We start from the raw sequence: 19,887 nt of genomic DNA, 5'->3' as shown, positions 1-19,887 counted from the left end.
TTTCAGGTCGCGATCAGACCGCGGCCTTTCAACAGGGCGTCAACCCCCGGCAATCTTCCCCGGAATGCCAGATACAGGTCTTCTGCCTCGCGCGAACCGCCAGTGGAAAGGATGTTGTCCTCCAACGCTTTGGCGCGTTCCGGGTCAAAGGCACCACCTGCCTCTTCAAAGGCGGCAAAGGCGTCGGCATCCATCACCTCGGACCACATATAGCTGTAATAGCCCGAGCTGTAGCCGTCGCCCGCGAACACATGAGCGAAATGCGGAGTGGCGTGGCGCATACCAATGGCCTTCGGCATCCCCAACCTGGCCAGAACTTCCGACTGTTTTGCCATCGGATCTGCCGGTGCCTCGTCATCGTGGAAGGCCAGATCAACGAGGGCCGAGGCGACATATTCCACCGTCTGGAACCCCTGATCGAAATTGGCCGCGTTCAGAACCTTCCGTAGCATTTCCTGCGGCATCGGCTCGCCCGTTTCCGCATGGGTCGCAAATTCGGCAAGGACCTCTGGCACTTCCAGCCAGTGTTCGTAAAGCTGGCTGGGCAATTCGACGAAATCGCGCGCAACCGAAGTGCCCGAGATGCTTTCATATGTCACGTTGGACAGCATCTGGTGTAGGGCATGGCCGAATTCATGAAACAGGGTCCGCGCGTCATCATAGGACAGCAAGGCGGGATCCCCCTTGGCGAAGTTGCAAACATTGATGACAACCGGTGTCTGCTTCTTTGGGAATTTGGCCTGCGCCCTCATCGCGCTGCACCAGGCACCTGACCGCTTGGACCCTCGTGCAAAGTAGTCTCCGATAAATACGGCAATATGCTGCCCGTCGCGGGTAACTTCCCAAGCCCGGCAATCCGGGTGATAGAGGGGTACGTCCAACGGATTGAATTCCAGCCCGAAAAGCCGGTTGGCGCAGGCAAACGAAGCCTCGATCATGCGATCCAGCTGCAGATAGGGTTTCAACGCGGCCTCATCCAGATCGTGTTCCGCATTGCGCCGCTTTTCAGCATAATACCGCCAATCCCAAGCTTCCAGCGGGCCATTGATGCCGTCTTCCTGCATCATCTGCGTCAGAACATCCGCGTCGGCGTCTGCGCGGGACTTGGCCGGTTCCCATACCTGCATCAACAGCTCACGCACCCGATCCGGCGTGCGCGCCATCTCGGTTTCCAGCTTGTATTCGGCGAACGTGTCATAGCCCAGAAGCTTGGCGCGCTCTTCGCGCAAGGCCAGGATCTCGGCCGCGATGTCACGGTTATCGGTCTCTCCCCCATTGGCACCGCGTGCGGCCCAGGCGCGATAGGCTTTTTCGCGCAGGTCCCGGCGGGGCGAGAATTGCAGGAATGGCACAATCAGCGACCGTGACAAGGTGACCACTGGCCCCTGTGCCTTCTTCTCCTGCCCCGCGGCACGCGCCGCGTCCACGACGAAATCCGGCAAGCCGTTCAGATCCTCTTCGGTCAGGTCCATGAACCAGTCCCGCTCATCCGCCAGCAGGTTCTGGGTAAACGACGTGCCCAGCGACGCGAGGCGCGACTTGATCTCTTGCATACGGGCGTCTTCGTCCCCTTCCAAGGCCGCGCCGGCACGCACAAAGCCTCGGTGGGTCAACATCAGAACACGCGCCTGTTCTTCGGTCAGGTCAAGATCATCGCGCCGTGCCCATAGGTCGGCAACACGCTTGAACAGCGACTTGTTTGAAGAAATGCCCGAAAAATGCGCTGAAAGCTTGGGGGAAAACTCTCGTTGCAGTTCTTCCCGCTTTGGGTTGCTGTCTGCGCCCGCAATCGTGAAGAAGGCCGACAGGACCTTGTCCAGTTGCCCGCCCGCGGCCTCGAGCGCCTCGATCGTGTTGGCGAATGTGGGGGTATCCGGATTTGCTGCTATCGCGTCAATCTCGGCGTTATGCTCTTTCATCGCCTGCTCCAGTGCGGGCGAGAAATCATCATCCGATATATCGGAAAAAGGGGCGATTTCAAACGGTGTGGTCCAATTGGACAGGATCGGGTTGGTCATGCGGATCTCCTTTGATCCTATAGCTATGTCGCCATGGCCGGGTGTTCCAGAACGCCCAACCCATGTGAAGAAAGGTTAATCGTTTGCTATGCCACAAGCAGGGCAATCGTCCCGGCGGGTCAGAGCAATCTTGCGGCTTTCACCGTACAGCGCGTCATAGATCAGCATCTCGCCGCGCAGCGCCATGCCGGCGCTCGTTATCACCTTGATCGCCTCGACCGCCATCATCGACCCAACCACGCCCGGCAGCGGGCCGATCACTCCGGCCTCGGAACAGGACGGGGCCAGGCCGGGGGCCGGTGCCTCTGGGAAGATACACTGATAGCAGGGGCTGCCGTTGGCCGGGTCAAACACACTCAGTTGACCTTCCCACTGTGACAAAGCCCCCGATATCAGCGGTTTGCCCAGCGCGACGGCGGTTCGGTTGGCCAGATAACGGGTCTCAAAATTGTCGGTTCCGTCAAGGATCAGATCGAAATCTGCAAACAGATCGGTCGCGATTTCCTCGCTCAAACGGCGATGATAGGGCAGAACCACCACGTTCGGGTTCTGCGCCTCCATCGCCTGCTGGGCCGAAAAGACCTTGGGCATTTCAATGTCCGCATCGCGGTGAATGACCTGTCGTTGCAGGTTGGCATTCTCGACGACGTCATCGTCGATGATCCCGATCGTGCCGACACCTGCTGCCGCCAGATATTGCAGCGCAGGTGCGCCCAGACCACCAGCGCCGATCACCAAAACGCGGGCCTTTTTCAGCTTTTTCTGACCGGGCCCACCCAGTTCGCGCAACACGATATGGCGGGCATAGCGGTCCAGCTCAGTCTCGGTAAATCGGTCGGAGGGCATGTCAGGCTCCGGGTCTGCAACTGAAGCTGCGCGGTTGCGCAGGGTTTTCAGCACTCTGCCATACAGCAAAGCCAGCGCCGCGAAACCCACAAGGATCAGCCACAGCGCCGCAGACCCGCCGGTTGCTTCGCGAAGAGGGTGCCCATCCGGCAAGATCAGATGAGACAGTATGACCCCCGCCAACAACACGCTCACGGAAACCACCCGCGCTTTTTTCGACGTGCCCGCGAAATAACCGACACCCCAAAGCCCCGCAGCCAGGATGAAAACCAACAGCATCAGCCGCGCCCAGTCGAGCCGAAACCGCCAGCCCCACGATCGGTTTCGCCCAGCGTCTGAGCCAGTTCAAACGTGGCCTGCACCACCGGCGCGACCACAAGCTGCGCGATACGATCTCCGTGGGCGATCTCGAACCGTTCCTGGCCCGCATTCATCACGATCACGCCCAACGGCCCACGATAGTCGCTGTCGATGGTGCCCGGCGTGTTGGGCAGTGTAATCCCATGTTTCAACGCAAGGCCCGAGCGGGGCCGAACCTGAACCTCATACCCACGCGGGATTTCAATGCGCAGGCCGGTTGGCACCAGCGCCCGCTGGCCGGGCTCCAACGCTATCGGCGCGCCGCCGGGCAGATTGGCACGCACATCCGCCCCGGCCGCCCCCGAGGTTTCATAAGAGGGAAGTGCCACGGCGGGGTCTGCCCCGTCTTCGCGGATCACTCGGATTGCAACCATGCTCTTGCCTTTCCTTCAGCCTGCCAACGCGTCCGAAATCTTCGCCGCCAATCGCCGGGCAACTTCGTCCTTGCCCATGCGGGGCCATTCCTCGGCCCCGTTGTCCGAAATCAGGATGACCGCATTCTCTGACCCGCCCATAATGCCTGTTGCAGGGCTGACATCGTTGGCGACGATCCAGTCGCAGCCTTTGCGCAGGCGCTTGGCCGTGGCGTGTTCGACCACATTGTCGGTCTCGGCCGCAAATCCGACAACCAACGGCGGACGGTTCGCGCCCATCCGAGAAACACGTTTCAGAATGTCCGGGTTTTCGGCGAATTCCAGTACCGGCAGGCCGTCGCGGCTTTTCTTCAGCTTCTTGTCCGACGCGCTGGCGACACGCCAATCCGCGACCGCCGCCGCGAATACTCCGGCGTCGACGGGCAGAGCCGCATCAACCGCATCAGACATCTGTTGCGCGGTTTCGACGGGCACGACCCGCACACCTGTCGGGGGTGGCACATCTGCGGGGCCGGTCACAAAGATCACCTCGGCCCCCAATTCCGCCAGCGCCCGAGCCACGGCGGCACCCTGAGCCCCGGACGACCGGTTCGCTATATACCGGACAGGATCTATTGGTTCATGCGTCGGGCCGGACGTCACCAGCACCCGCCTGCCCGCCAAAGGTCCCGCAGACAACTGAGCCTCAACTGCTGCAACAATTTCCATCGGCTCGGACATGCGCCCCGGGCCGTATTCGCCACAGGCCATGTCGCCTTCGTTCGGGCCAACAAAGCGCACGCCATCTGCCTGCAACTGCTTCAGGTTTCGTTGCGTCGCCGGGTGAGTCCACATCCGCACATTCATCGCGGGCGCACACAGAACGGGTGTGTCCGTGGCCATCAGAAGGGTCGATGCCAGATCGTTGGCCAGCCCTCCGGCCATCTTGCCCATCAGGTCCGCCGTTGCGGGGGCCACAACAATCAGATCAGCAGAGCGTGAAAGTTGAATATGCCCCATCTCGGCCTCATCGGTGAGGTCAAACAGATCGCGATAGACCTTTTCACCTGCCAGTGCAGACACGGACAGAGGCGTCACGAACTCTTCCGCTGCGCGCGTCAATACAGGGGTTACATCCGCACCGCGCTCGCGCAACCTGCGGATCAGATCCAGCGACTTATAGGCCGCGATCCCGCCACCGATAATCAGCAGAATGCGTTTGGATGACAGCATGCTCAGCCCTTCCTGTCCCGGTCGGCCCCGACATTAGGCAACGCCTGCAGGTAGTTCCAGCGATTAATTCTGAACTTGAAATGCCGCACAGGGATCTTCGCGCTCCACCGTGGGGCTGTCGATTACGATATCGAAATCACCGTCAATCGCTCCGTCCTCGGATTGTCCGACGGCCACCAGTTTCCACCCCGGCTGAAGACGCGCGAGATACGTTGGTATGCCTCGGTCTTTTCGCGCGTGACCGTTTCCAGTGATCACGGCAACCGGACCCCCGGTTTCTTCCATTGCACGCACAACCGCACGGGCCAGCACAGCATCGCGCAGGCGCTGGATCGCAACCATCTGGGGCAACATTTCAGCCGGAAGCGCGTCGCAATGCGCAGCCAATTGGTCGGCCTCGCGCTCGGCCTGTTCCTCGGGCGTCAACGGTACAGTCAGACCATAGCGCGCCGCGTCTGCACCCAGAGCCGTAGCCGCACCACGTTCCATTGCGGCACGTGCGGCGGTGCGCGGAACCATGGCCCCGTAAACCGGCGCGCCAGAAGCTTCAAACACCGGGTAATACATACTGAGCGGCGGCCATCCACTTTCAGCCCATTTAAGAATACGGCTAAGCTCCTCTGGGTTGGACACTGCTTTTAGAGTAAGCTTCTGTGCGCCCTCTTCGGTTACCATTTCCCAGACGACGGCCGAGGGTGAAACAGCCTCGAGCGCTTCGGCCTGCACCAGATGATGCGTAGGGTTGTCGTGAACTTCTCCCAAAATCACGACATCGGCGTCCCGCATCGCGGACATAGCATCAGCGGGAATTAGTCTATTTGCCAGCCCCGGTCGCGTTGCCGCAACCGTAAGACCAAGAACACACACAAGAATCGCAAACTGTTTCATGCGATGAAGTGTTGCACCTCGCGCGACTGGGCTTCAAGGTTCTTGCGCATCTTCACGAAGGCTGCGGCCTCGAGCTGTCGCACGCGTTCTTTGGACAGACCCAGCTCTGTTCCAAGGCTTTCCAGGGTTCGAGCGGGGTCTCGCAGCTTGCGTTCGCGCACAATGAAACGCTCGCGATCATTCAGCGCACTCATCGCCGTCAACAGCCACTTGCGCAATTGTTCGGTATCGTGGCTGTGCTCAACTGCTTCTGCGGCCTGTTCGCGGTCGTCTTCCAGAGCGTCGATCCACTCACGTCCATCCTCATCCGCAGATTGCACGGCATTCAGAGAAAAGTCGGAACCGGACAGACGGCCTTCCATCATCTCAACGTCGCGCAGAGGCACGCCGATTTCCGTTGCGATCATCTGATGCAACTGATGACGGTCCAGGTCCTGACCTTCGGTGGCGGCTTCACGTTCCAGCCGGGCCTGAACACGGCGCATGTTGAAGAAAAGGGACTTCTGAGCCGAGGTGGACCCGGTCCGAACCATGGACCAGTTCCGCATCACGTAATCCTGAATGCTTGCCTTGATCCACCACACGGCATAGGTCGAGAAACGCACACCGCGATCCGGGTCGAACTTGTCTGCGGCCTTCATCAGGCCAAGGCCTGCTTCCTGAATGAGATCATTCATCGGCGCGCCATAGCGCTTGAACTTGGCCGCCATCGAAATCGCCAGACGCATATAGGCGGTGATCAGGCGGTGCAACGCCTGCTCATCACGCTCATCACGCCAAGCATACGCCAGTTTCAGTTCAGTTTCCGCATCCAGCAGCTCGGCCTTCATTGCTTGCCGGGACATCGAAAAGTCCGTCGCGTTATCCAGTGCCATAAACCTCTCCCCTGTTTGCAGGTACTGGTCAGACTTGCTTTGCCGACCTATGACCTTTACGCAAAACAGCACCAATCGGATCAACTATAGGTAAGTATTGTGTCGCCGGATTTAACCTTGGTTCTGGGCGGGGCCGCGTCGGGCAAGTCGGTTTTCGCCGAAGAACTGGTTGTTTCTCAGGGGAAAAGCCGCGTTTACCTTGCGACATCACAAGTGTTTGATGACGAGATGCGCCAGAAAATCGACCGCCATCTTGAGCAACGCGGCGACGGTTGGACCACGGTTGAAGAACCCTTTGATTTGGGACCAGTTCTGGCAAAGTTGGCGCCCGATCAGATTTGCCTGATTGACTGCGCCACCATGTGGCTGAGCAACCACCTGTTGGCCGAATCCGATCTGGAAGCCGCACAAACCGCCCTGCTTAAAGCATTTCGCTCATGCCCGGCCCAGATTGTGATAGTCTCGAACGAGGTCGGTCACGGTATTGTTCCGGACAACGCCCTGGCCCGCCGGTTTCGCGAAGCGCAGGGACGGCTGAACATCGCGCTTGCAGCGCAGGCCGATCTGGTGGTGCAGATCACAGCCGGGTTGCCTTTGGTTCTGAAAGGGCAATTGCCGTGACACGCTTACATCTTGTCCGACACGGGCCGACCCATGCAAAAACAATGGTCGGCTGGTCCGACCTGCCCGCTGACCTGAGCGATACTGCGGCCCTGAAACGTCTGCACTACCATTTGCCGTCCGAGGCGCTTGTGATCTCGTCAGACCTGTCAAGGGCAGTTGACACGGCAACGGCTATACAAGGCCGGCGTCATCGACTGCCTCATCACCCTGACCTGAGGGAAATCCACTTTGGCCGCTGGGAACTGCGCGGTTTTGCCGAAATCGAAGCTGAAGACCCGGAACTGGCCTTTGCGTATTGGGACAACCCCGGCGATGTCCGCCCGCCGCAGGGTGAGAGCTGGAACGATGTCCGCAATCGGGTCGACGCAGCCATCGACGTGCTTGTTTCGGCACATACAGACCGCGATCTGGTCATCGTTGCGCATTTCGGCGTGATCCTCACCCAGGTGCAGCGCGCCCTTGATCTGGATGGGCAACAGACCTTTTCACATACAATCGACAACCTGTCGGTGACGGACATCACGATCGACGCAGGCAAGTGGTTGGTTGGGACAATCAATCACCTTCCGTGAACAGCCCCCGCACAAATCACCGTTTTACCGGGCTGCGAACCTGCGGCATCGTTCGCGTATGACTTATGATTTGTATATCGGTGACCGCCTTTTCTCCAGCTGGTCGATGCGCGGCTGGTTGATGCTTGAGAAATTCAACCTGCCCCATAGAAGCCACATGATTGGCCTGTATTCGGGCACCATGACACAGGACATGGCTTCCCTGGCTCCAGCGCGACTTGTGCCCGCCCTGCGCCTGCCGGATGGAACTGTGGTCGGCGAAAGCCTGGCCATGGCCGAAACCCTCGCCGAGCACCACCCTGATGCCGGGTTGTGGCCATCAGATTCCGCAGCCCGGGCGACTGCCCGATGGCTATGCGCCGAGATGGTGGCGGGGTTTGGCGCCTTGCGAGGTGAATGCCCCATGCAATTGCTGCGCGTCTGGCAGGATTTCAAACCATCGGATGAGACACTGGCAGATCTGGCACGCGTCGAAACACTCTGGGACCATGCACGCAAAGTGTCCGGTGCGGAACAAGGCCCGTTGTTTGTCACGTATTCGCTGGCGGACGTGTTTTACACACCCGTCGCAGCGCGGATCATCGGGTATGGGCTGCCAGTTTCAAAGGCGAACCGGGCCTATTGCCTGGACCTGTTGGCAGACCCCGCCGTCAGACAATGGCGCGCAATGGGCCTGACCGTCAGATACGACCCTTTTCCCTATCGTCAGGACTTGTCGTCCAAGCCCTGGCCGATCGGAGGGGTTTCAACCGCCAAGCCGGTATCCGGCCCGTCAATCAACGAAGTATGCCCTTATTCCGGCGAACCGGTCGTGGAGTTTCTGGAGTTGGATGGCAAATGCTGGGGCTTCTGCAATCCATTCTGCCGCGACAAAACCGTTGCAGATCCCGACGCGTGGCCCAAATTCGCTGCCTTGCGCGCAACCGTTAACGACTCTTAAACCACAACCATGGCAGCAACGTCCTGTTAACCAAGAACAGGACTGCCATGGTTGCCCGTGCCCACACTGTCGCGTTTCAAGGGGTCGATGCCCGCCCGGTCGAAGTGCAATGTGCCGTCTCACCCGGCTTGCCGGCCTTTTCCATCGTGGGCCTTCCAGACAAGGCTGTGTCCGAAGCCCGGGACCGTGTCCGCAGCGCGCTGAGTGCGATGGCCATCGCCCTGCCCTCGAAACGAATTACGATTAACCTGTCTCCTGCCGATCTGCCCAAGGAAGGTAGTCATTTTGACCTCCCCATCGCGGTCGCGCTGTTGTCCGCGCTCGAGATCATCCCGGCCGATGCCGCCGAAGGAACAGTTGCACTGGGAGAGTTGTCGCTTGATGGCTCCCTGGTGCCTGTTGTCGGTGCCCTGCCCGCGGCCATGACGGCAGCTTCCGAGGATCGCATGTTGCTGTGTCCCAAAGCCTCCAGCGCCGAAGCGGCATGGGTCGACGCCACTCAGGTTATCGGCGCGGATTCCCTTGGTGATGTTGTCCGCCATTTCTCGGGACAGTCCCCTTTGCCGGCGGCACAACCCGGCGAGGTGAATCTGACGCCCAGCGCGCGGGATCTGCGCGATGTAAAAGGACAGGAACGCGCCAAACGCGCCTTGGAAATCGCGGCAGCCGGGCGTCACCATCTGATCATGATCGGCACGCCGGGGTCAGGCAAATCCATGCTGGCTGCTCGGCTTCCGGGCATCTTGCCTCCGCTAACGGCGGTCGAAGCGTTGGAAACTTCGATGATCCAGTCCCTGTGCGGGTTGCTGGACGAAGGCGGCATCAACCGCACACGTCCTTTTCGAGAACCGCATCATACGGCTTCGATGGCAGCCATTGTCGGTGGTGGCAAAGGTGCCAAACCCGGTGAAATCTCACTGGCGCATAACGGCGTGCTGTTCATGGATGAGTTCCCCGAGTTTCCGCGTACAGTTCTGGAAACCCTACGCCAACCAATTGAATCCGGAGAAGTCATGGTGGCACGGGCCAATGCCCATGTGAAATACCCCTGCCGCTTCATGCTTGTGGCCGCTGCGAACCCATGCAAATGCGGCTATCTGACGGATCCCTCAAGAGCCTGCTCTCGCGCACCCGGCTGCGGCGAGGATTATCTGAACCGTATCTCGGGGCCCCTGATGGACAGGTTCGACCTGCGGATCGAAGTCCCGCCCGTGGGTTTCACCGATCTTGATCTGCCCCCATCCGGCGACAGCTCGGCGACAGTTGCCGTACGTGTTGAAAACGCCCGCGCCATTCAGGCAGACCGGTTTCGGGAAACACCGAACCTGCGCCAGAATTCCGACGCCGAAGGCAGGGTTCTGGAAGAGATCGCAACACCTGACGCCGAAGGAAAAGCGGTGTTGCTGAAAGCAGCCGATCGGTTCGGGCTATCGGCCCGCGCCTTTCACCGCATCCTGAGAGTGGCGCGGACGATCGCCGATCTGGACGGTTCAGCCGACATCCGCAGGCCACATGTGGCAGAGGCGCTGAGCTTTCGCATCAGCGCCCGGGTCATGGCCTAAACCTTGGCTTCTATCGCCTGCCAGATTTTCTCGGCAATATTGACGCCGTCGAACCGTTCCAGCTCCTGAATACCGGTGGGCGAGGTCACGTTGATCTCGGTCAGGTAGTCGCCAATAATGTCGATCCCGACAAATATCTGACCTTTTTCTTTCAGCAGCGGTCCGATGGCGGCGCAGATTTCCAGATCACGCTCGGACAACCCGATCTTTTCCGGGCGACCGCCCACATGCATGTTTGAGCGCGTTTCGCCTGCGGCGGGAACCCGGTTGATAGCACCAACCGGTTCGCCGTCCACCAGGATCACGCGCTTGTCGCCATTGCTGACATCTGGCAGGAATTTCTGTACGATCAGAGGCTCGCGCGAGAACCCCGTGAACAACTCGTGCAGAGAGGTCAGGTTGCGGTCATTGGCATCCAGTCGGAACACGCCAGCACCGCCATTGCCATAGAGCGGCTTGAGGATGATATCGCCGTGCTTTTCCTTGAACGCCTTGATCGTCTGCAGATCGCGGGCAATCGTCGTGGGCGGGGTCAGGTCGGGAAAATCCAGAACCAGCAGTTTTTCAGGATAGTTCCGCACCCAGAACGGGTCGTTGACCACCAGCGTTCGCCCTTTGAGGCGGTCCAGTAGGTGAGTCGACGTGATGTAGTGCATGTCAAAGGGTGGATCCTGACGCAGCCAGACCACATCGAAGTCGGCCAGGTCAGCTTCACGTTCGGAGCCCAGAACAGCCGGGTCCCCTGCGACCCGCTGAACAGTCATGTCATGGCCGCGCGCCGTAATGCGTCCTTCCTGATAAGCCAGTTGATCCGGCCCATAGAAAAACAACGAATGACCACGCACCTGCGCCTCTTCCGCCAGACGGAATGAGCTGTCGGCGTTGATGTCCACGTCCCCGATCGGGTCCATTTGAAAGGCTATTTTCATGCCGTGTCCCTCAGTTTAATGCCAGATACATGGCCCAGCAGGCCCGAGGGTTCAATGGGGCTTAGGCATGACCGAAGGCGTTTTCGATGATTTGAACTGCGCCAGTGCCATCTACAAGTGCCGCGTCAAAACGGACATTGGTCAGCTGCCCACCCGGCTCATTTTCCAGATATTGCGCGGCCGAGGCACAGATTCGGTCAATTTGTTTTTGACTGATCCGGGCCGCAGCCTTTTCGAAAGTGGAACTTTTCTTGACTTCGACAAACACAACCCCGTCGCCATCTCGGGCAATCAGATCGATTTCACCACCGGCACCCCGCCACCGGCGATGCACAATTGCAAAACCCCGACGCTCGTAATCCGAGGCGACCCGAAGCTCGGCCGACTGACCCGCATGATAGGAAACCGAGCCCTGAATTGCACGTTGCCCCATGTCACCCTTTTCCCATTTTCAGCGCTTTCTGGTAGATCGGACGCCGCGGCAGATCATACATTTCTGACACAAGATCCGCTGCATCCCGAACCGAGTGGGTTTCCAAAGCTCGCTTCAAGGCCTCTTCTACGTCGGATTCGTTAACGCTTTGCGAATGGCTGCGATCCACCAGCAGAACTATTTCACCCTTAACTGGTTTTTCCTGAATTTCAGTTGCCAGATCAGCCAGGCTTCCACGACGGATTTCTTCAAACTTTTTTGTCAGTTCACGACACAACGCCGCCTGACGGTCTGCCCCCAAACACTCGGCAAGATCCACAAGGCTGGCTGATACGCGTTTCGGAGATTCATAAAAAACCAAGGTGCCTGGAACAGTCTTCAATGCCTCAATCCGGGCCCGACGTGCACCGGATGCATTTGGTAGAAATCCCGCAAAAAAGAATGCATCTGTTGGCAGGCCCGCCAATGTCAACGCGGTTACCGCGGCCGATGCACCGGGCGCACAGGTCACCATATGCCCGGCTTCTGCCGCTTGCTTGCCAAGATCATATCCCGGATCAGCGATCAGCGGCATACCCGCCTCGGATGCGTAGGCGACCGATTGCCCCTGCGCCAGGGCATCCATAAGCCTGCCACGCGCACCTGCACCGCTGTAATCATGGTAGGCTTGTATACGCCGACCCTCCAGGGGGATGCCGTGAATCTCCATCAACCGGCGCAAACTCCGGGTGTCCTCTGCCGCTATCACATCGGCCGAGGCCAGAACATCCAGCGCCCTGAGCGTAATATCGCGCGCGGCTCCGATCGGAGTGGCAACAAAATACAGGCCCGCAGCCAATCTGATCTTTTGGAAATTCAAAGCTGGACCCTCACAGCGTGACGTTTATTATCGCGGCTCGACAGAACAGAAGCACTCACAGCCGCCGGATCAGGGAGTTTTCATTTAGATGTTTACCGTTTGCAAGCCCGTAAGCAAGCTGGCGAAAGCCGCCATTGCCCTGACGACCGCAGCGTTTCTGGCCGCTTGTGAGCCGGGTGGCGTTGGGGGTGGGCCCTCGATCAACACATCGAATCCTGTTCCGGTCGCTTTGCTGGTTCCCCGCTCTGGCGACGCAGCACTGGCGCAGAGCCTCGAGAACGCAGCCCGCCTGGCGATGTCCGATCTGCCCAACGTCAAAATCGACCTGCGTGTTTACGATACGGCGGGGAACCCAACCACGGCGACAGCCGTGGCCCAGCAGGCCGTTGCAGAAGGCGCCAAAATCATTGTCGGCCCCGTATACGCCCAGGCCGCGAATGCTGCAGGACTGGCGGTGCTGAACAATAACATCAACGTTCTTTCATTTTCGAACAACACCAGCATTGCGGGTGGCAACGTATTTGTTCTGGGACCGACCTTTGAAAACACGGCCAGCCGGCTGGTCAATTACGCGGGCCGGCAAGGCAAAACAAACATGGTTATCGTGCACAGCAATGATTCCGCGGGGCAAGTGGGGCAAACTGCAATCGCCAATGCGCTGGCAAACAGCCGAGTCAACAATGCCGGAACTGTCGGATATGACCGGTCGCAACAGGGCGTTATCAACTCGGTTCCCACGATCAAAGCCACCGTAGACTCGACCGGAGCGGACTCGATTTTCATGACGGCCACAACTGCGGGTGCTTTGCCACTTTTCTCGCAATTGCTGCCTGAGGCAGGCGTTTCTCCGGCGACAACTCAATTCATCGGCCTGACCCGTTGGGATATCCCCCCGCAGACGCTGGAACTGCCGGGTGTGCAGGGGGGGTGGTTTGCCCTGCCCGACCCATCCAAGGCACAAGCCTATCGTCAACGGTATAACGCGACGTATGGCGAAGCGCCTCACCCGATCAGCGGTCTGGCCTATGACGGCATAGCGGCGATTGGTGCCTTGGTCAGTCAGGGCAAGTCCGATGCCCTAACCGGTGCGGCCTTAACTCAGAATGCCGGTTTCCAGGGCGTTGGCGGCATCTTCCGCCTGCGTCCAAACGGCACTAACGAACGCGGCCTTGCCGTAGCGACGATTCAAAATAAACAGGTGGTTGTGATTGACCCTGCCCCGCAAAGCTTCTCTGGTGCCGGTTTCTGAGCGATCGGGCGTGACTATGGCGCCTGAAGGCGCTCTGATTTGCCCAGCCGAAAACATCTTTGACAGCGTCAGCGTCAATGATGCGCTGGCTATGGCCTTCGAGACCTGCTCTGACAACAGCGAAATGCGCTCTGAAACAGTGCGCATTCTGCGCGACGCTCAGAAAGCTGGTCGCAAAGCTATTGCCGATGCCTTCAGCGAGCATCCGTTTGACGCGCGCGCGCTGACACGTTCTTATACCTTCCTGACGGACCAACTGGTCGGAACTGCAATGCTGGTCTCCAGCACACGCCTGCATCCGATTGCGACGCCAACTCAGGGTGAAAAGATCGCTGTTCTGGCCGTTGGAGGTTACGGGCGCGGTGAAATGGCACCGTCTTCCGATGTCGATCTGCTGTTTCTCACACCGTACAAAATTACGGCCTGGGCCGAGAGCGTTATCGAATCGATGCTGTATATACTGTGGGATCTGCGGTTGAAGGTCGGGCATTCGTCACGCACGATCAAAGACTGCCTCCGGCTGGGGACCGAGGATTTCACAATCCGTACGGCAATGCTGGAGCAACGCTATCTGGCGGGTGACAAGGCGCTGGCCGACGAGCTTGAGCGGCGGCTGAAAACCGACCTGTTCAAGGGAACCGAACGGGAATTCATCGAAGCCAAGCTGAATGAACGAGATGAGCGGCACCTGAAACAAGGGGAACGATACAAGGTCGAACCCAACGTGAAAGAAGGCAAAGGGGGGTTGCGCGACCTCCAATCCCTCTACTGGATTGCAAAGTACATCTACGGCGTTCAGGACGTGGCCGAGCTTGTGCCTTTGGGTCTGTTCACCCCGGAAGAATTCAATACCTTCGTTCAGGCCGAAGAGTTCCTTTGGGCTGTTCGTTCGCATTTGCATCTGGTGACAGGCCGCGCCACCGAACAGCTGACCTTTGACATGCAGGTCGAGGTCGCGGCGCGCATGGGCTATGAGGATCGCGCCGGTCGCCGTGCGGTCGAAGTATTCATGCAACGCTATTTTCGCGAAGCCACACGTGTGGGCGAGTTGACGCGGATTTTTCTGACAAAGCTTGAGGCGCTGCACGTGAAAGGCGCGCCATTGCTGGAGCGCATTTTCCGCAAACGCCGGCGGGTCAAAGCCGGATACAAGGTTGTTCACGGCCGTTTGGACGTAGCAGACCCTGACAAATTTCTGTCCGACAAAGTGAACCTTCTGCGCTTGTTCGAAGAAGGTTTGCGAACAGCAATGCTGATCCATCCGGATGCCATGCGTCTGGTGGCGGCAAATCTGCATCTGATCGACGACGAAATGCGCAACGACAAAGAGGCGCGGCGCATCTTTCTGGACTTGATGCTGAAACACGGCAATCCAGAACGCGCTTTGCGGCGGATGAACGAACTGGGTGTACTCTCCGCTTTCCTGCCCGAGTTCGAGCCCATCGTGGCAATGATGCAGTTCAACATGTACCACAGCTATACGGTGGACGAGCATACCATCCAGTGCATCGTGAATCTGGCCCAGATAGAACGCGGAGAGTTGATTGAATCCCTGCCTCTTGCTTCGTCGATTCTGGAAGGCGGGGTCAATCGTAAGGTTCTGTATGTCGCCCTTTTGCTGCATGATATCGCCAAAGGACGACCCGAAGATCACTCGATCCTTGGGGCACAGATCGCGCGCAAGGTCGCGCCACGATTGGGTCTGAACAAAGCGGATACGGAGACGGTGGAATGGCTGGTGCGCTATCACCTGCTCATGTCCGACATGGCACAGAAACGCGACATTTCGGACCCCCGCACAGTGCGTGATTTTGCCAAAGCAGTCCAAACAGTCAAACGACTGGACCTGTTGACCGTTCTGACCGTCTGCGACATTCGCGGTGTAGGGCCGAATACTTGGAACAATTGGAAAGCCACGCTGCTGCGTGCCCTTCACGCTGAAACCAAGCGCGCGCTGGAAACCGGGATGGAGGACCTCAACCGCGCCAATCGCGGGGCCGAGGCAAAAAAAGCCCTGCGCACCGAACTGGCAGCCTGGTCCAAGGCCGACCTCAAATCCGAGACAGGACGTCACTACGACCCGTATTGGCAGGGTCTTAATCTGGCTTCACACGTCGAGTTTGCGAACATGCTGCGCGCGCTGGAACAAAGCGGCGACCCCGGCGCGATGGAGATCCGCCTTCAGCCGGACGAGGATCGCGACGCAACGCGAGCCTGTTTCGCGATGGGCGATCACCCCGGTATTTTTGCGCGCATCGCCGGCGCGCTGGCCCTGGTCGGCGCGAATGTTGTGGATGCTCGCAGCTATACCACCAAAGACGGCTACGTCACCGATGCCTTCTGGATTCAGGACGCAGAGGGACACCCGTTTGAAGCCTCGCGCCTGCCACGTCTAACGCAGATGATTCACAAGACACTGCGCGGCGAAGTGGTGGCAAAAGAGGCGTTGAAATCACGCGACAAGATCAAGAAACGCGAGCGTGCCTTCAACGTCCCGACGCATATCACCTTCGACAACGACGGTTCTGAAATATACACGATCATCGAAGTGGACACCCGCGACCGGCCGGGCCTGCTGTTTGATCTGACCCGGACCCTCGCCGCCGCGAATGTTTATATCGCCAATGCGGTGATCGCGACCTATGGCGAACAGGTGGTCGATACGTTTTACGTCAAGGATATGTTCGGCTTGAAGTACCATTCGGAAAGCAAGCAACGTGGGCTTGAGGCCAAGCTGCGCAAGGCAATCACCGAAGGCGCAGAGCGTGCGGCGTCATGAAGCAAATACGCTTGGTCTCGGGCCTGTTCACGGTCGGCTTCTGGACGCTGGCCAGTCGTATACTGGGGTTCCTGCGGGAAATACTGTTGACCGCCTTCATCGGTCCCGGGCCGGTGATGGATGCTTTTGTCGCGGCCTTTCGCCTGCCGAACATGTTTCGCCGCTTTTTTGCCGAAGGCGCGTTTAACGCCGCCTTTGTGCCCATGTTCTCGAAACGGCTGGAAGCGGATGAGAATCCTCAGGGCTTTGCACAGGATGCGTTCAACCTTTTGGCCCTGGCTGTTCTGGCACTGGTCGGGCTGGCCATGGTCTTCATGCCCGGCCTGGTGTGGCTGACAGCCGAAGGGTTTTATGGTGATGAACGGTTCGATCTGGCCGTGGACTACGGCTATGTCGTGTTCCCATATATCCTTTTCATGTCCTTGGCGGCCCTGTTCTCGGGCGTATTGAACGCAACCGGCAGGTTCGCCGCAGCCGCAGCAGCACCTGTCTTGCTGAACATTTTTGCCTGCACCGCGCTGATCGCCGGGGCCATGTCCGGCGGCGAGGTGATACGATGGCTGATCTCGGTCATTCCGGTTGCTGGTGTCGCGCAGTTGGCACTGGTCTGGGTAGCGACCGAGCGTGCCGGTATCCGCATACGCCCCGGCCTGCCCCACCTGACGCCCGAGATGCGCAGAATGGTCCGCATCGCGGTTCCGGCCGCTCTGGCCATGGGGGTTACTCAGGTCAATCTGGTGGTCGGGCAATTGGTGGCGTCCAAAACTGAAAAAGCCGTGAGTTGGCTGTTTGCCGCGGATCGCCTGTACCAACTGCCTTTGGGCGTCGTCGGAATCGCCATTGGCATTGTCCTGCTGCCCGACCTGTCCCGCCGCCTGCGCGCCGACGACAAGGAAGGCGCCCGCAACGCGTTTTCCCGCGCCGGGGAATTCATGCTGCTGTTGACACTGCCCTCGACCGTGGCGTTCCTGATCATCCCGAACCCGCTGGTTTCGGTACTTTTCGAACGGGGACAGTTCAGCCCCGAGGATACCGCTGCGACAGCGATGGCGGTCGCGATCTATGGCATCGGTCTGCCTGCATTCATGCTGCAAAAATTGCTGCAACCGCTTTTCTTCGCGCGTGAAGATACGCGTTCTCCGTTCCGCTACGCAATGGTTGCAATGGTGGTGAACGCGGCACTGGCGTTTGGCCTGTTTCCGCTGGTGGGCTGGATCGCCCCTGCGATTGCTGCGTCAACTGCCGGCTGGGCAATGGTGGTTCTGCTGGCGCTCGGCGCACGCCGCATGGGCGAGGAAGCGCGTTTCGATGACCGGTTCAGGAAACGTGCGGGCCGGATCGTTCTGGCCTCGGTCGGGATGGGAGTGGTCTTGTTCGCAGCGACCCACTTTTATGGTTGGACGCTGGACATTCCCGGCTGGCGCTATCTTGCGCTTTTGATCCTGATCGTGGTCGCCGCCGTCTCGTATCTCTGTCTTGGTCATGTCTTGGGCGCATTCAAACTGTCAGAATTCAAACGCGCCTTACGCCGGTCCTGATTAATCGCGGCGGATGCGCCCGACGATCCGGGCCCAGGCTCCGGGTGCCAACAAAAAAGACATGCCAAAGCCCGTGACAAACCCGCCCAGATCGGCAACCCATTCAGCGTTGCCGCCGAAGATCAGACCAAACAGGAACTGAATGCCCATAAGGACGGCGATCAGCTGAAACGCCTTCGCCTGATTTGCCCCTACAAGCGACAATTTGCGCCACAACAACCACGTGAATGCTCCGATCAGCCCGTAAACAGGTGGGAACCCTCCGATCAGGGGATAGCGTGGATCAAGGAGAACGGCATAGGTCAACGCACCGCCAATCCCCGAGACGACGAAGATCAGCAGCATGGGAAAGCCCCCGAATACCTCTCCGACCATCTTGCCCATCGCCAACACAAAGACACAGACAAAAATCGCCTGCGTGAAATTGGCTGAGACAAAGGGATAGGTCACGAACCGGATCACATGGTCGAACGGCCAACGCCCGTTCAGTACCATCCAGTCGAAAATATCCGCCGAGAAGGAATAGTGCTGAATCGCGTCCAGGCGCCAGCCGACTGCCGCTGGCCCCCCGACCAGCCCCCGCGCGCCCAGCGTGAAGGCAAGCTCAATGCCGATGATGAACAGAACCAGCGCCACCACGACCGGTGGAAGGGGGTTCACAGGCGGTGTGTAATGTGCACTGCTCATTGGGCTGGCCTTTCGCGGCTGTTGACGTCCCTTTGCCTCATGGGTAAGCGACGGAGGCTGATTTTTCCAGACAGGAGTTCCCTTTGATGACCGAGACCCAGTTCACGCCGCGCGTGTTTTCCGGCGCACAGCCTTCGGGCAACCTGCACCTCGGCAATTATCTCGGTGCGCTTCGGAACTGGGTGAGAATGCAAAGCGAGGAATTTGAAACCATCTATTGCATGGTCGATCTTCATGCAATCACAGTCTGGCAAGACCCAACCGAGTTGCAGCATGCAACGCGGGAGCTTTGTGCCGGTTACATCGCTTCTGGTCTAAACCCTGAGAAATCGATTTTGTTCAATCAAAGCCAGGTGCCGGAACACGCGCAACTGGCTTGGATATTCAACTGTGTTGCGCGTATGGGTTGGATGCAGCGCATGACCCAGTGGAAGGACAAGGCCGGCAAGAACCAGCAGAACGCTTCGCTTGGCTTGTTTGCCTACCCTGCCCTAATGGCAGCCGACATTCTGATCTATCATGCAACCCATGTGCCGGTCGGTGAAGATCAGAAACAGCATCTTGAGCTGACCCGGGACATCGCCATCAAATTCAACAACGATTTCGGCGTCGATTTCTTCCCTATCACCGAGCCGGTGATCGAAGGTGCGGCCACCCGCGTCATGAGCCTGCGGGACGGGTCCAAGAAGATGTCGAAATCCGATCCATCGGATATGAGCCGGATCAACCTGACTGATGACGCCGAAGCGATTGCCAAGAAAATTCGCAAAGCCAAGACCGACCCCGATGCCCTGCCGTCAGAAATCGAAGGGCTGGAGGACCGCCCAGAAGCGCGTAACCTGGTCAATATCTACGCGGCCCTGAACGATCAAAGCATCGAGCAGGTTCTGGCCGATGTTGGCGGCATGCAGTTCGGTGACTTCAAACCGATGCTGGCCGATCTGGCAGTGGCGAAACTGGCCCCGATCTCGACCGAAATGTCACGTCTGATGGGGGATCAGGCCGAGATTGACGGGATTCTGGCCCGTGGTGCTGAGCGCGCCCGCGAGATCGCGGCTCCGATCCTGCAAAAGACCTACGAAATCGTAGGCATGGTCGGACCTGCATCACGCTGATTGCACTGGACCTTCGCCTGACGCCCT

The 19,887-nt window shown here is 58.9% G+C and carries 18 protein-coding genes; 8 read left to right on the top strand and 10 right to left on the bottom strand.

Annotated features, from left to right (window positions below; translation table 11 throughout):
- Positions 1-2: 2 nt before the first annotated feature.
- The 6 genes from AC2FEB_RS12015 to AC2FEB_RS11990 all read right to left on the bottom strand — a co-directional run bounded on the left by AC2FEB_RS12015 (position 3) and on the right by AC2FEB_RS11990 (position 6,573).
- Positions 3-2,018: a M3 family metallopeptidase gene (locus tag AC2FEB_RS12015; RefSeq protein WP_496672247.1), complete on the bottom strand. Its 2,016-nt coding sequence runs from the start codon at positions 2,016-2,018 to the stop codon at positions 3-5.
- A gap of 75 nt (positions 2,019-2,093) precedes the next feature.
- Complete coding sequence (locus AC2FEB_RS12010; protein WP_496672249.1) at positions 2,094-3,143, bottom strand: HesA/MoeB/ThiF family protein; 1,050 nt, start codon at positions 3,141-3,143, stop codon at positions 2,094-2,096.
- Positions 3,143-3,598, bottom strand: a complete 456-nt coding sequence (gene dut, locus AC2FEB_RS12005) for a dUTP diphosphatase (RefSeq protein WP_117870240.1) — start codon at positions 3,596-3,598, stop codon at positions 3,143-3,145. Before dut ends, AC2FEB_RS12010 begins: the two co-directional genes overlap by 1 nt.
- Positions 3,599-3,613: 15 nt before the next feature.
- Positions 3,614-4,810, bottom strand: a complete 1,197-nt coding sequence (gene coaBC / locus AC2FEB_RS12000) for a bifunctional phosphopantothenoylcysteine decarboxylase/phosphopantothenate--cysteine ligase CoaBC (protein WP_299899070.1) — start codon at positions 4,808-4,810, stop codon at positions 3,614-3,616.
- A gap of 63 nt (positions 4,811-4,873) precedes the next feature.
- Entirely contained in the window at positions 4,874-5,698 is an 825-nt protein-coding gene (locus AC2FEB_RS11995; protein WP_496884075.1) for a ChaN family lipoprotein, read from the bottom strand.
- On the bottom strand, positions 5,695-6,573 hold the full coding sequence (locus AC2FEB_RS11990; RefSeq protein WP_117870247.1) for an RNA polymerase factor sigma-32: 879 nt from the start codon (positions 6,571-6,573) through the stop codon (positions 5,695-5,697). The genes AC2FEB_RS11995 and AC2FEB_RS11990 overlap by 4 nt, the downstream gene beginning before the upstream one ends.
- Before the next feature lie 99 nt (positions 6,574-6,672).
- On the opposite strand from AC2FEB_RS11990, the gene cobU reads away from it, so the two are divergent.
- Genes cobU through AC2FEB_RS11970 form a run of 4 tightly spaced genes read left to right on the top strand, consistent with a single transcriptional unit; the run spans position 6,673 to position 10,271 of the window.
- Positions 6,673-7,194 (top strand): bifunctional adenosylcobinamide kinase/adenosylcobinamide-phosphate guanylyltransferase, encoded by a 522-nt coding sequence (gene cobU / locus AC2FEB_RS11985; protein WP_117870249.1) that lies wholly within the window; start codon positions 6,673-6,675, stop codon positions 7,192-7,194.
- Complete coding sequence (locus tag AC2FEB_RS11980; RefSeq protein WP_496672258.1) at positions 7,191-7,769, top strand: histidine phosphatase family protein; 579 nt, start codon at positions 7,191-7,193, stop codon at positions 7,767-7,769. Before cobU ends, AC2FEB_RS11980 begins: the two co-directional genes overlap by 4 nt.
- Positions 7,770-7,827: 58 nt before the next feature.
- Positions 7,828-8,709 (top strand): glutathione S-transferase, encoded by an 882-nt coding sequence (locus AC2FEB_RS11975; RefSeq protein ID WP_496672261.1) that lies wholly within the window; start codon positions 7,828-7,830, stop codon positions 8,707-8,709.
- Positions 8,710-8,756: 47 nt separating this feature from the next.
- Positions 8,757-10,271, top strand: a complete 1,515-nt coding sequence (locus tag AC2FEB_RS11970; protein WP_496672264.1) for a YifB family Mg chelatase-like AAA ATPase — start codon at positions 8,757-8,759, stop codon at positions 10,269-10,271.
- On the opposite strand, the gene gshB is transcribed toward AC2FEB_RS11970, so the two are convergent.
- The 3 genes from gshB to rsmI all read right to left on the bottom strand — a co-directional run bounded on the left by gshB (position 10,268) and on the right by rsmI (position 12,492).
- Positions 10,268-11,200 (bottom strand): glutathione synthase, encoded by a 933-nt coding sequence (gshB, locus tag AC2FEB_RS11965; protein WP_117870259.1) that lies wholly within the window; start codon positions 11,198-11,200, stop codon positions 10,268-10,270. The two genes, AC2FEB_RS11970 and gshB, sit on opposite strands and share 4 nt — an antisense overlap.
- Positions 11,201-11,261: 61 nt before the next feature.
- On the bottom strand, positions 11,262-11,633 hold the full coding sequence (locus tag AC2FEB_RS11960) for a YraN family protein (RefSeq protein WP_117870261.1): 372 nt from the start codon (positions 11,631-11,633) through the stop codon (positions 11,262-11,264).
- A 1-nt stretch (position 11,634) separates the two neighbouring features.
- Positions 11,635-12,492, bottom strand: coding sequence for a 16S rRNA (cytidine(1402)-2'-O)-methyltransferase (rsmI, locus tag AC2FEB_RS11955; protein WP_117870262.1), 858 nt, complete (start codon positions 12,490-12,492; stop codon positions 11,635-11,637).
- 88 nt (positions 12,493-12,580) lie between these two features.
- On the opposite strand from rsmI, the gene AC2FEB_RS11950 reads away from it, so the two are divergent.
- From AC2FEB_RS11950 to murJ, 3 genes are read left to right on the top strand one after another with little or no spacing between them, the layout of a single operon-like run.
- Positions 12,581-13,741 carry a penicillin-binding protein activator gene (locus AC2FEB_RS11950; RefSeq protein WP_117870264.1) on the top strand — a complete coding sequence of 387 codons (1,161 nt, stop codon included), beginning with the start codon at positions 12,581-12,583 and terminating at the stop codon, positions 13,739-13,741.
- Positions 13,701-16,520 (top strand): [protein-PII] uridylyltransferase, encoded by a 2,820-nt coding sequence (locus tag AC2FEB_RS11945; RefSeq protein ID WP_496672269.1) that lies wholly within the window; start codon positions 13,701-13,703, stop codon positions 16,518-16,520. The genes AC2FEB_RS11950 and AC2FEB_RS11945 overlap by 41 nt, the downstream gene beginning before the upstream one ends.
- The gene (murJ, locus tag AC2FEB_RS11940) at positions 16,517-18,058 is read left to right on the top strand and encodes a murein biosynthesis integral membrane protein MurJ (RefSeq protein WP_496884074.1); all 1,542 of its coding nucleotides are present in this window, start codon (positions 16,517-16,519) and stop codon (positions 18,056-18,058) included. The genes AC2FEB_RS11945 and murJ overlap by 4 nt, the downstream gene beginning before the upstream one ends.
- On the opposite strand, the gene AC2FEB_RS11935 is transcribed toward murJ, so the two are convergent.
- Positions 18,059-18,745 carry a rhomboid family intramembrane serine protease gene (locus AC2FEB_RS11935; RefSeq protein ID WP_496672274.1) on the bottom strand — a complete coding sequence of 229 codons (687 nt, stop codon included), beginning with the start codon at positions 18,743-18,745 and terminating at the stop codon, positions 18,059-18,061.
- Between the two features lie 86 nt (positions 18,746-18,831).
- On the opposite strand from AC2FEB_RS11935, the gene trpS reads away from it, so the two are divergent.
- Complete coding sequence (gene trpS / locus AC2FEB_RS11930) at positions 18,832-19,860, top strand: tryptophan--tRNA ligase (protein WP_117870273.1); 1,029 nt, start codon at positions 18,832-18,834, stop codon at positions 19,858-19,860.
- Positions 19,861-19,887: the final 27 nt, after the last annotated feature.

The organism is Ruegeria sp. YTSC106, assembly GCF_059609765.1.
Note: the sequence above shows the minus strand (reverse complement) of the source record. Positions and strands in the feature narration are given on the sequence as shown.

What these genes read in the sequence shown, in the direction of transcription:
- AC2FEB_RS11995 (WP_496884075.1), bottom strand. Translation starts at nt 5,698, where the DNA reads ATGAAACAGTTTGCGATTCTTGTGTGTGTTCTTGGTCTTACGGTTGCG.
- coaBC (WP_299899070.1), bottom strand. Translation starts at nt 4,810, where the DNA reads ATGCTGTCATCCAAACGCATTCTGCTGATTATCGGTGGCGGGATCGCG.
- dut (WP_117870240.1), bottom strand. Translation starts at nt 3,598, where the DNA reads ATGGTTGCAATCCGAGTGATCCGCGAAGACGGGGCAGACCCCGCCGTG.
- gshB (WP_117870259.1), bottom strand. Translation starts at nt 11,200, where the DNA reads ATGAAAATAGCCTTTCAAATGGACCCGATCGGGGACGTGGACATCAAC.
- murJ (WP_496884074.1), top strand. Translation starts at nt 16,517, where the DNA reads ATGAAGCAAATACGCTTGGTCTCGGGCCTGTTCACGGTCGGCTTCTGG.
- AC2FEB_RS11970 (WP_496672264.1), top strand. Translation starts at nt 8,757, where the DNA reads ATGGTTGCCCGTGCCCACACTGTCGCGTTTCAAGGGGTCGATGCCCGC.
- AC2FEB_RS11990 (WP_117870247.1), bottom strand. Translation starts at nt 6,573, where the DNA reads ATGGCACTGGATAACGCGACGGACTTTTCGATGTCCCGGCAAGCAATG.
- AC2FEB_RS11950 (WP_117870264.1), top strand. Translation starts at nt 12,581, where the DNA reads ATGTTTACCGTTTGCAAGCCCGTAAGCAAGCTGGCGAAAGCCGCCATT.
- AC2FEB_RS11935 (WP_496672274.1), bottom strand. Translation starts at nt 18,745, where the DNA reads ATGAGCAGTGCACATTACACACCGCCTGTGAACCCCCTTCCACCGGTC.
- AC2FEB_RS12015 (WP_496672247.1), bottom strand. Translation starts at nt 2,018, where the DNA reads ATGACCAACCCGATCCTGTCCAATTGGACCACACCGTTTGAAATCGCC.
- AC2FEB_RS12010 (WP_496672249.1), bottom strand. Translation starts at nt 3,143, where the DNA reads ATGCTGTTGGTTTTCATCCTGGCTGCGGGGCTTTGGGGTGTCGGTTAT.
- AC2FEB_RS11960 (WP_117870261.1), bottom strand. Translation starts at nt 11,633, where the DNA reads ATGGGGCAACGTGCAATTCAGGGCTCGGTTTCCTATCATGCGGGTCAG.
- AC2FEB_RS11975 (WP_496672261.1), top strand. Translation starts at nt 7,828, where the DNA reads ATGACTTATGATTTGTATATCGGTGACCGCCTTTTCTCCAGCTGGTCG.
- trpS (WP_117870273.1), top strand. Translation starts at nt 18,832, where the DNA reads ATGACCGAGACCCAGTTCACGCCGCGCGTGTTTTCCGGCGCACAGCCT.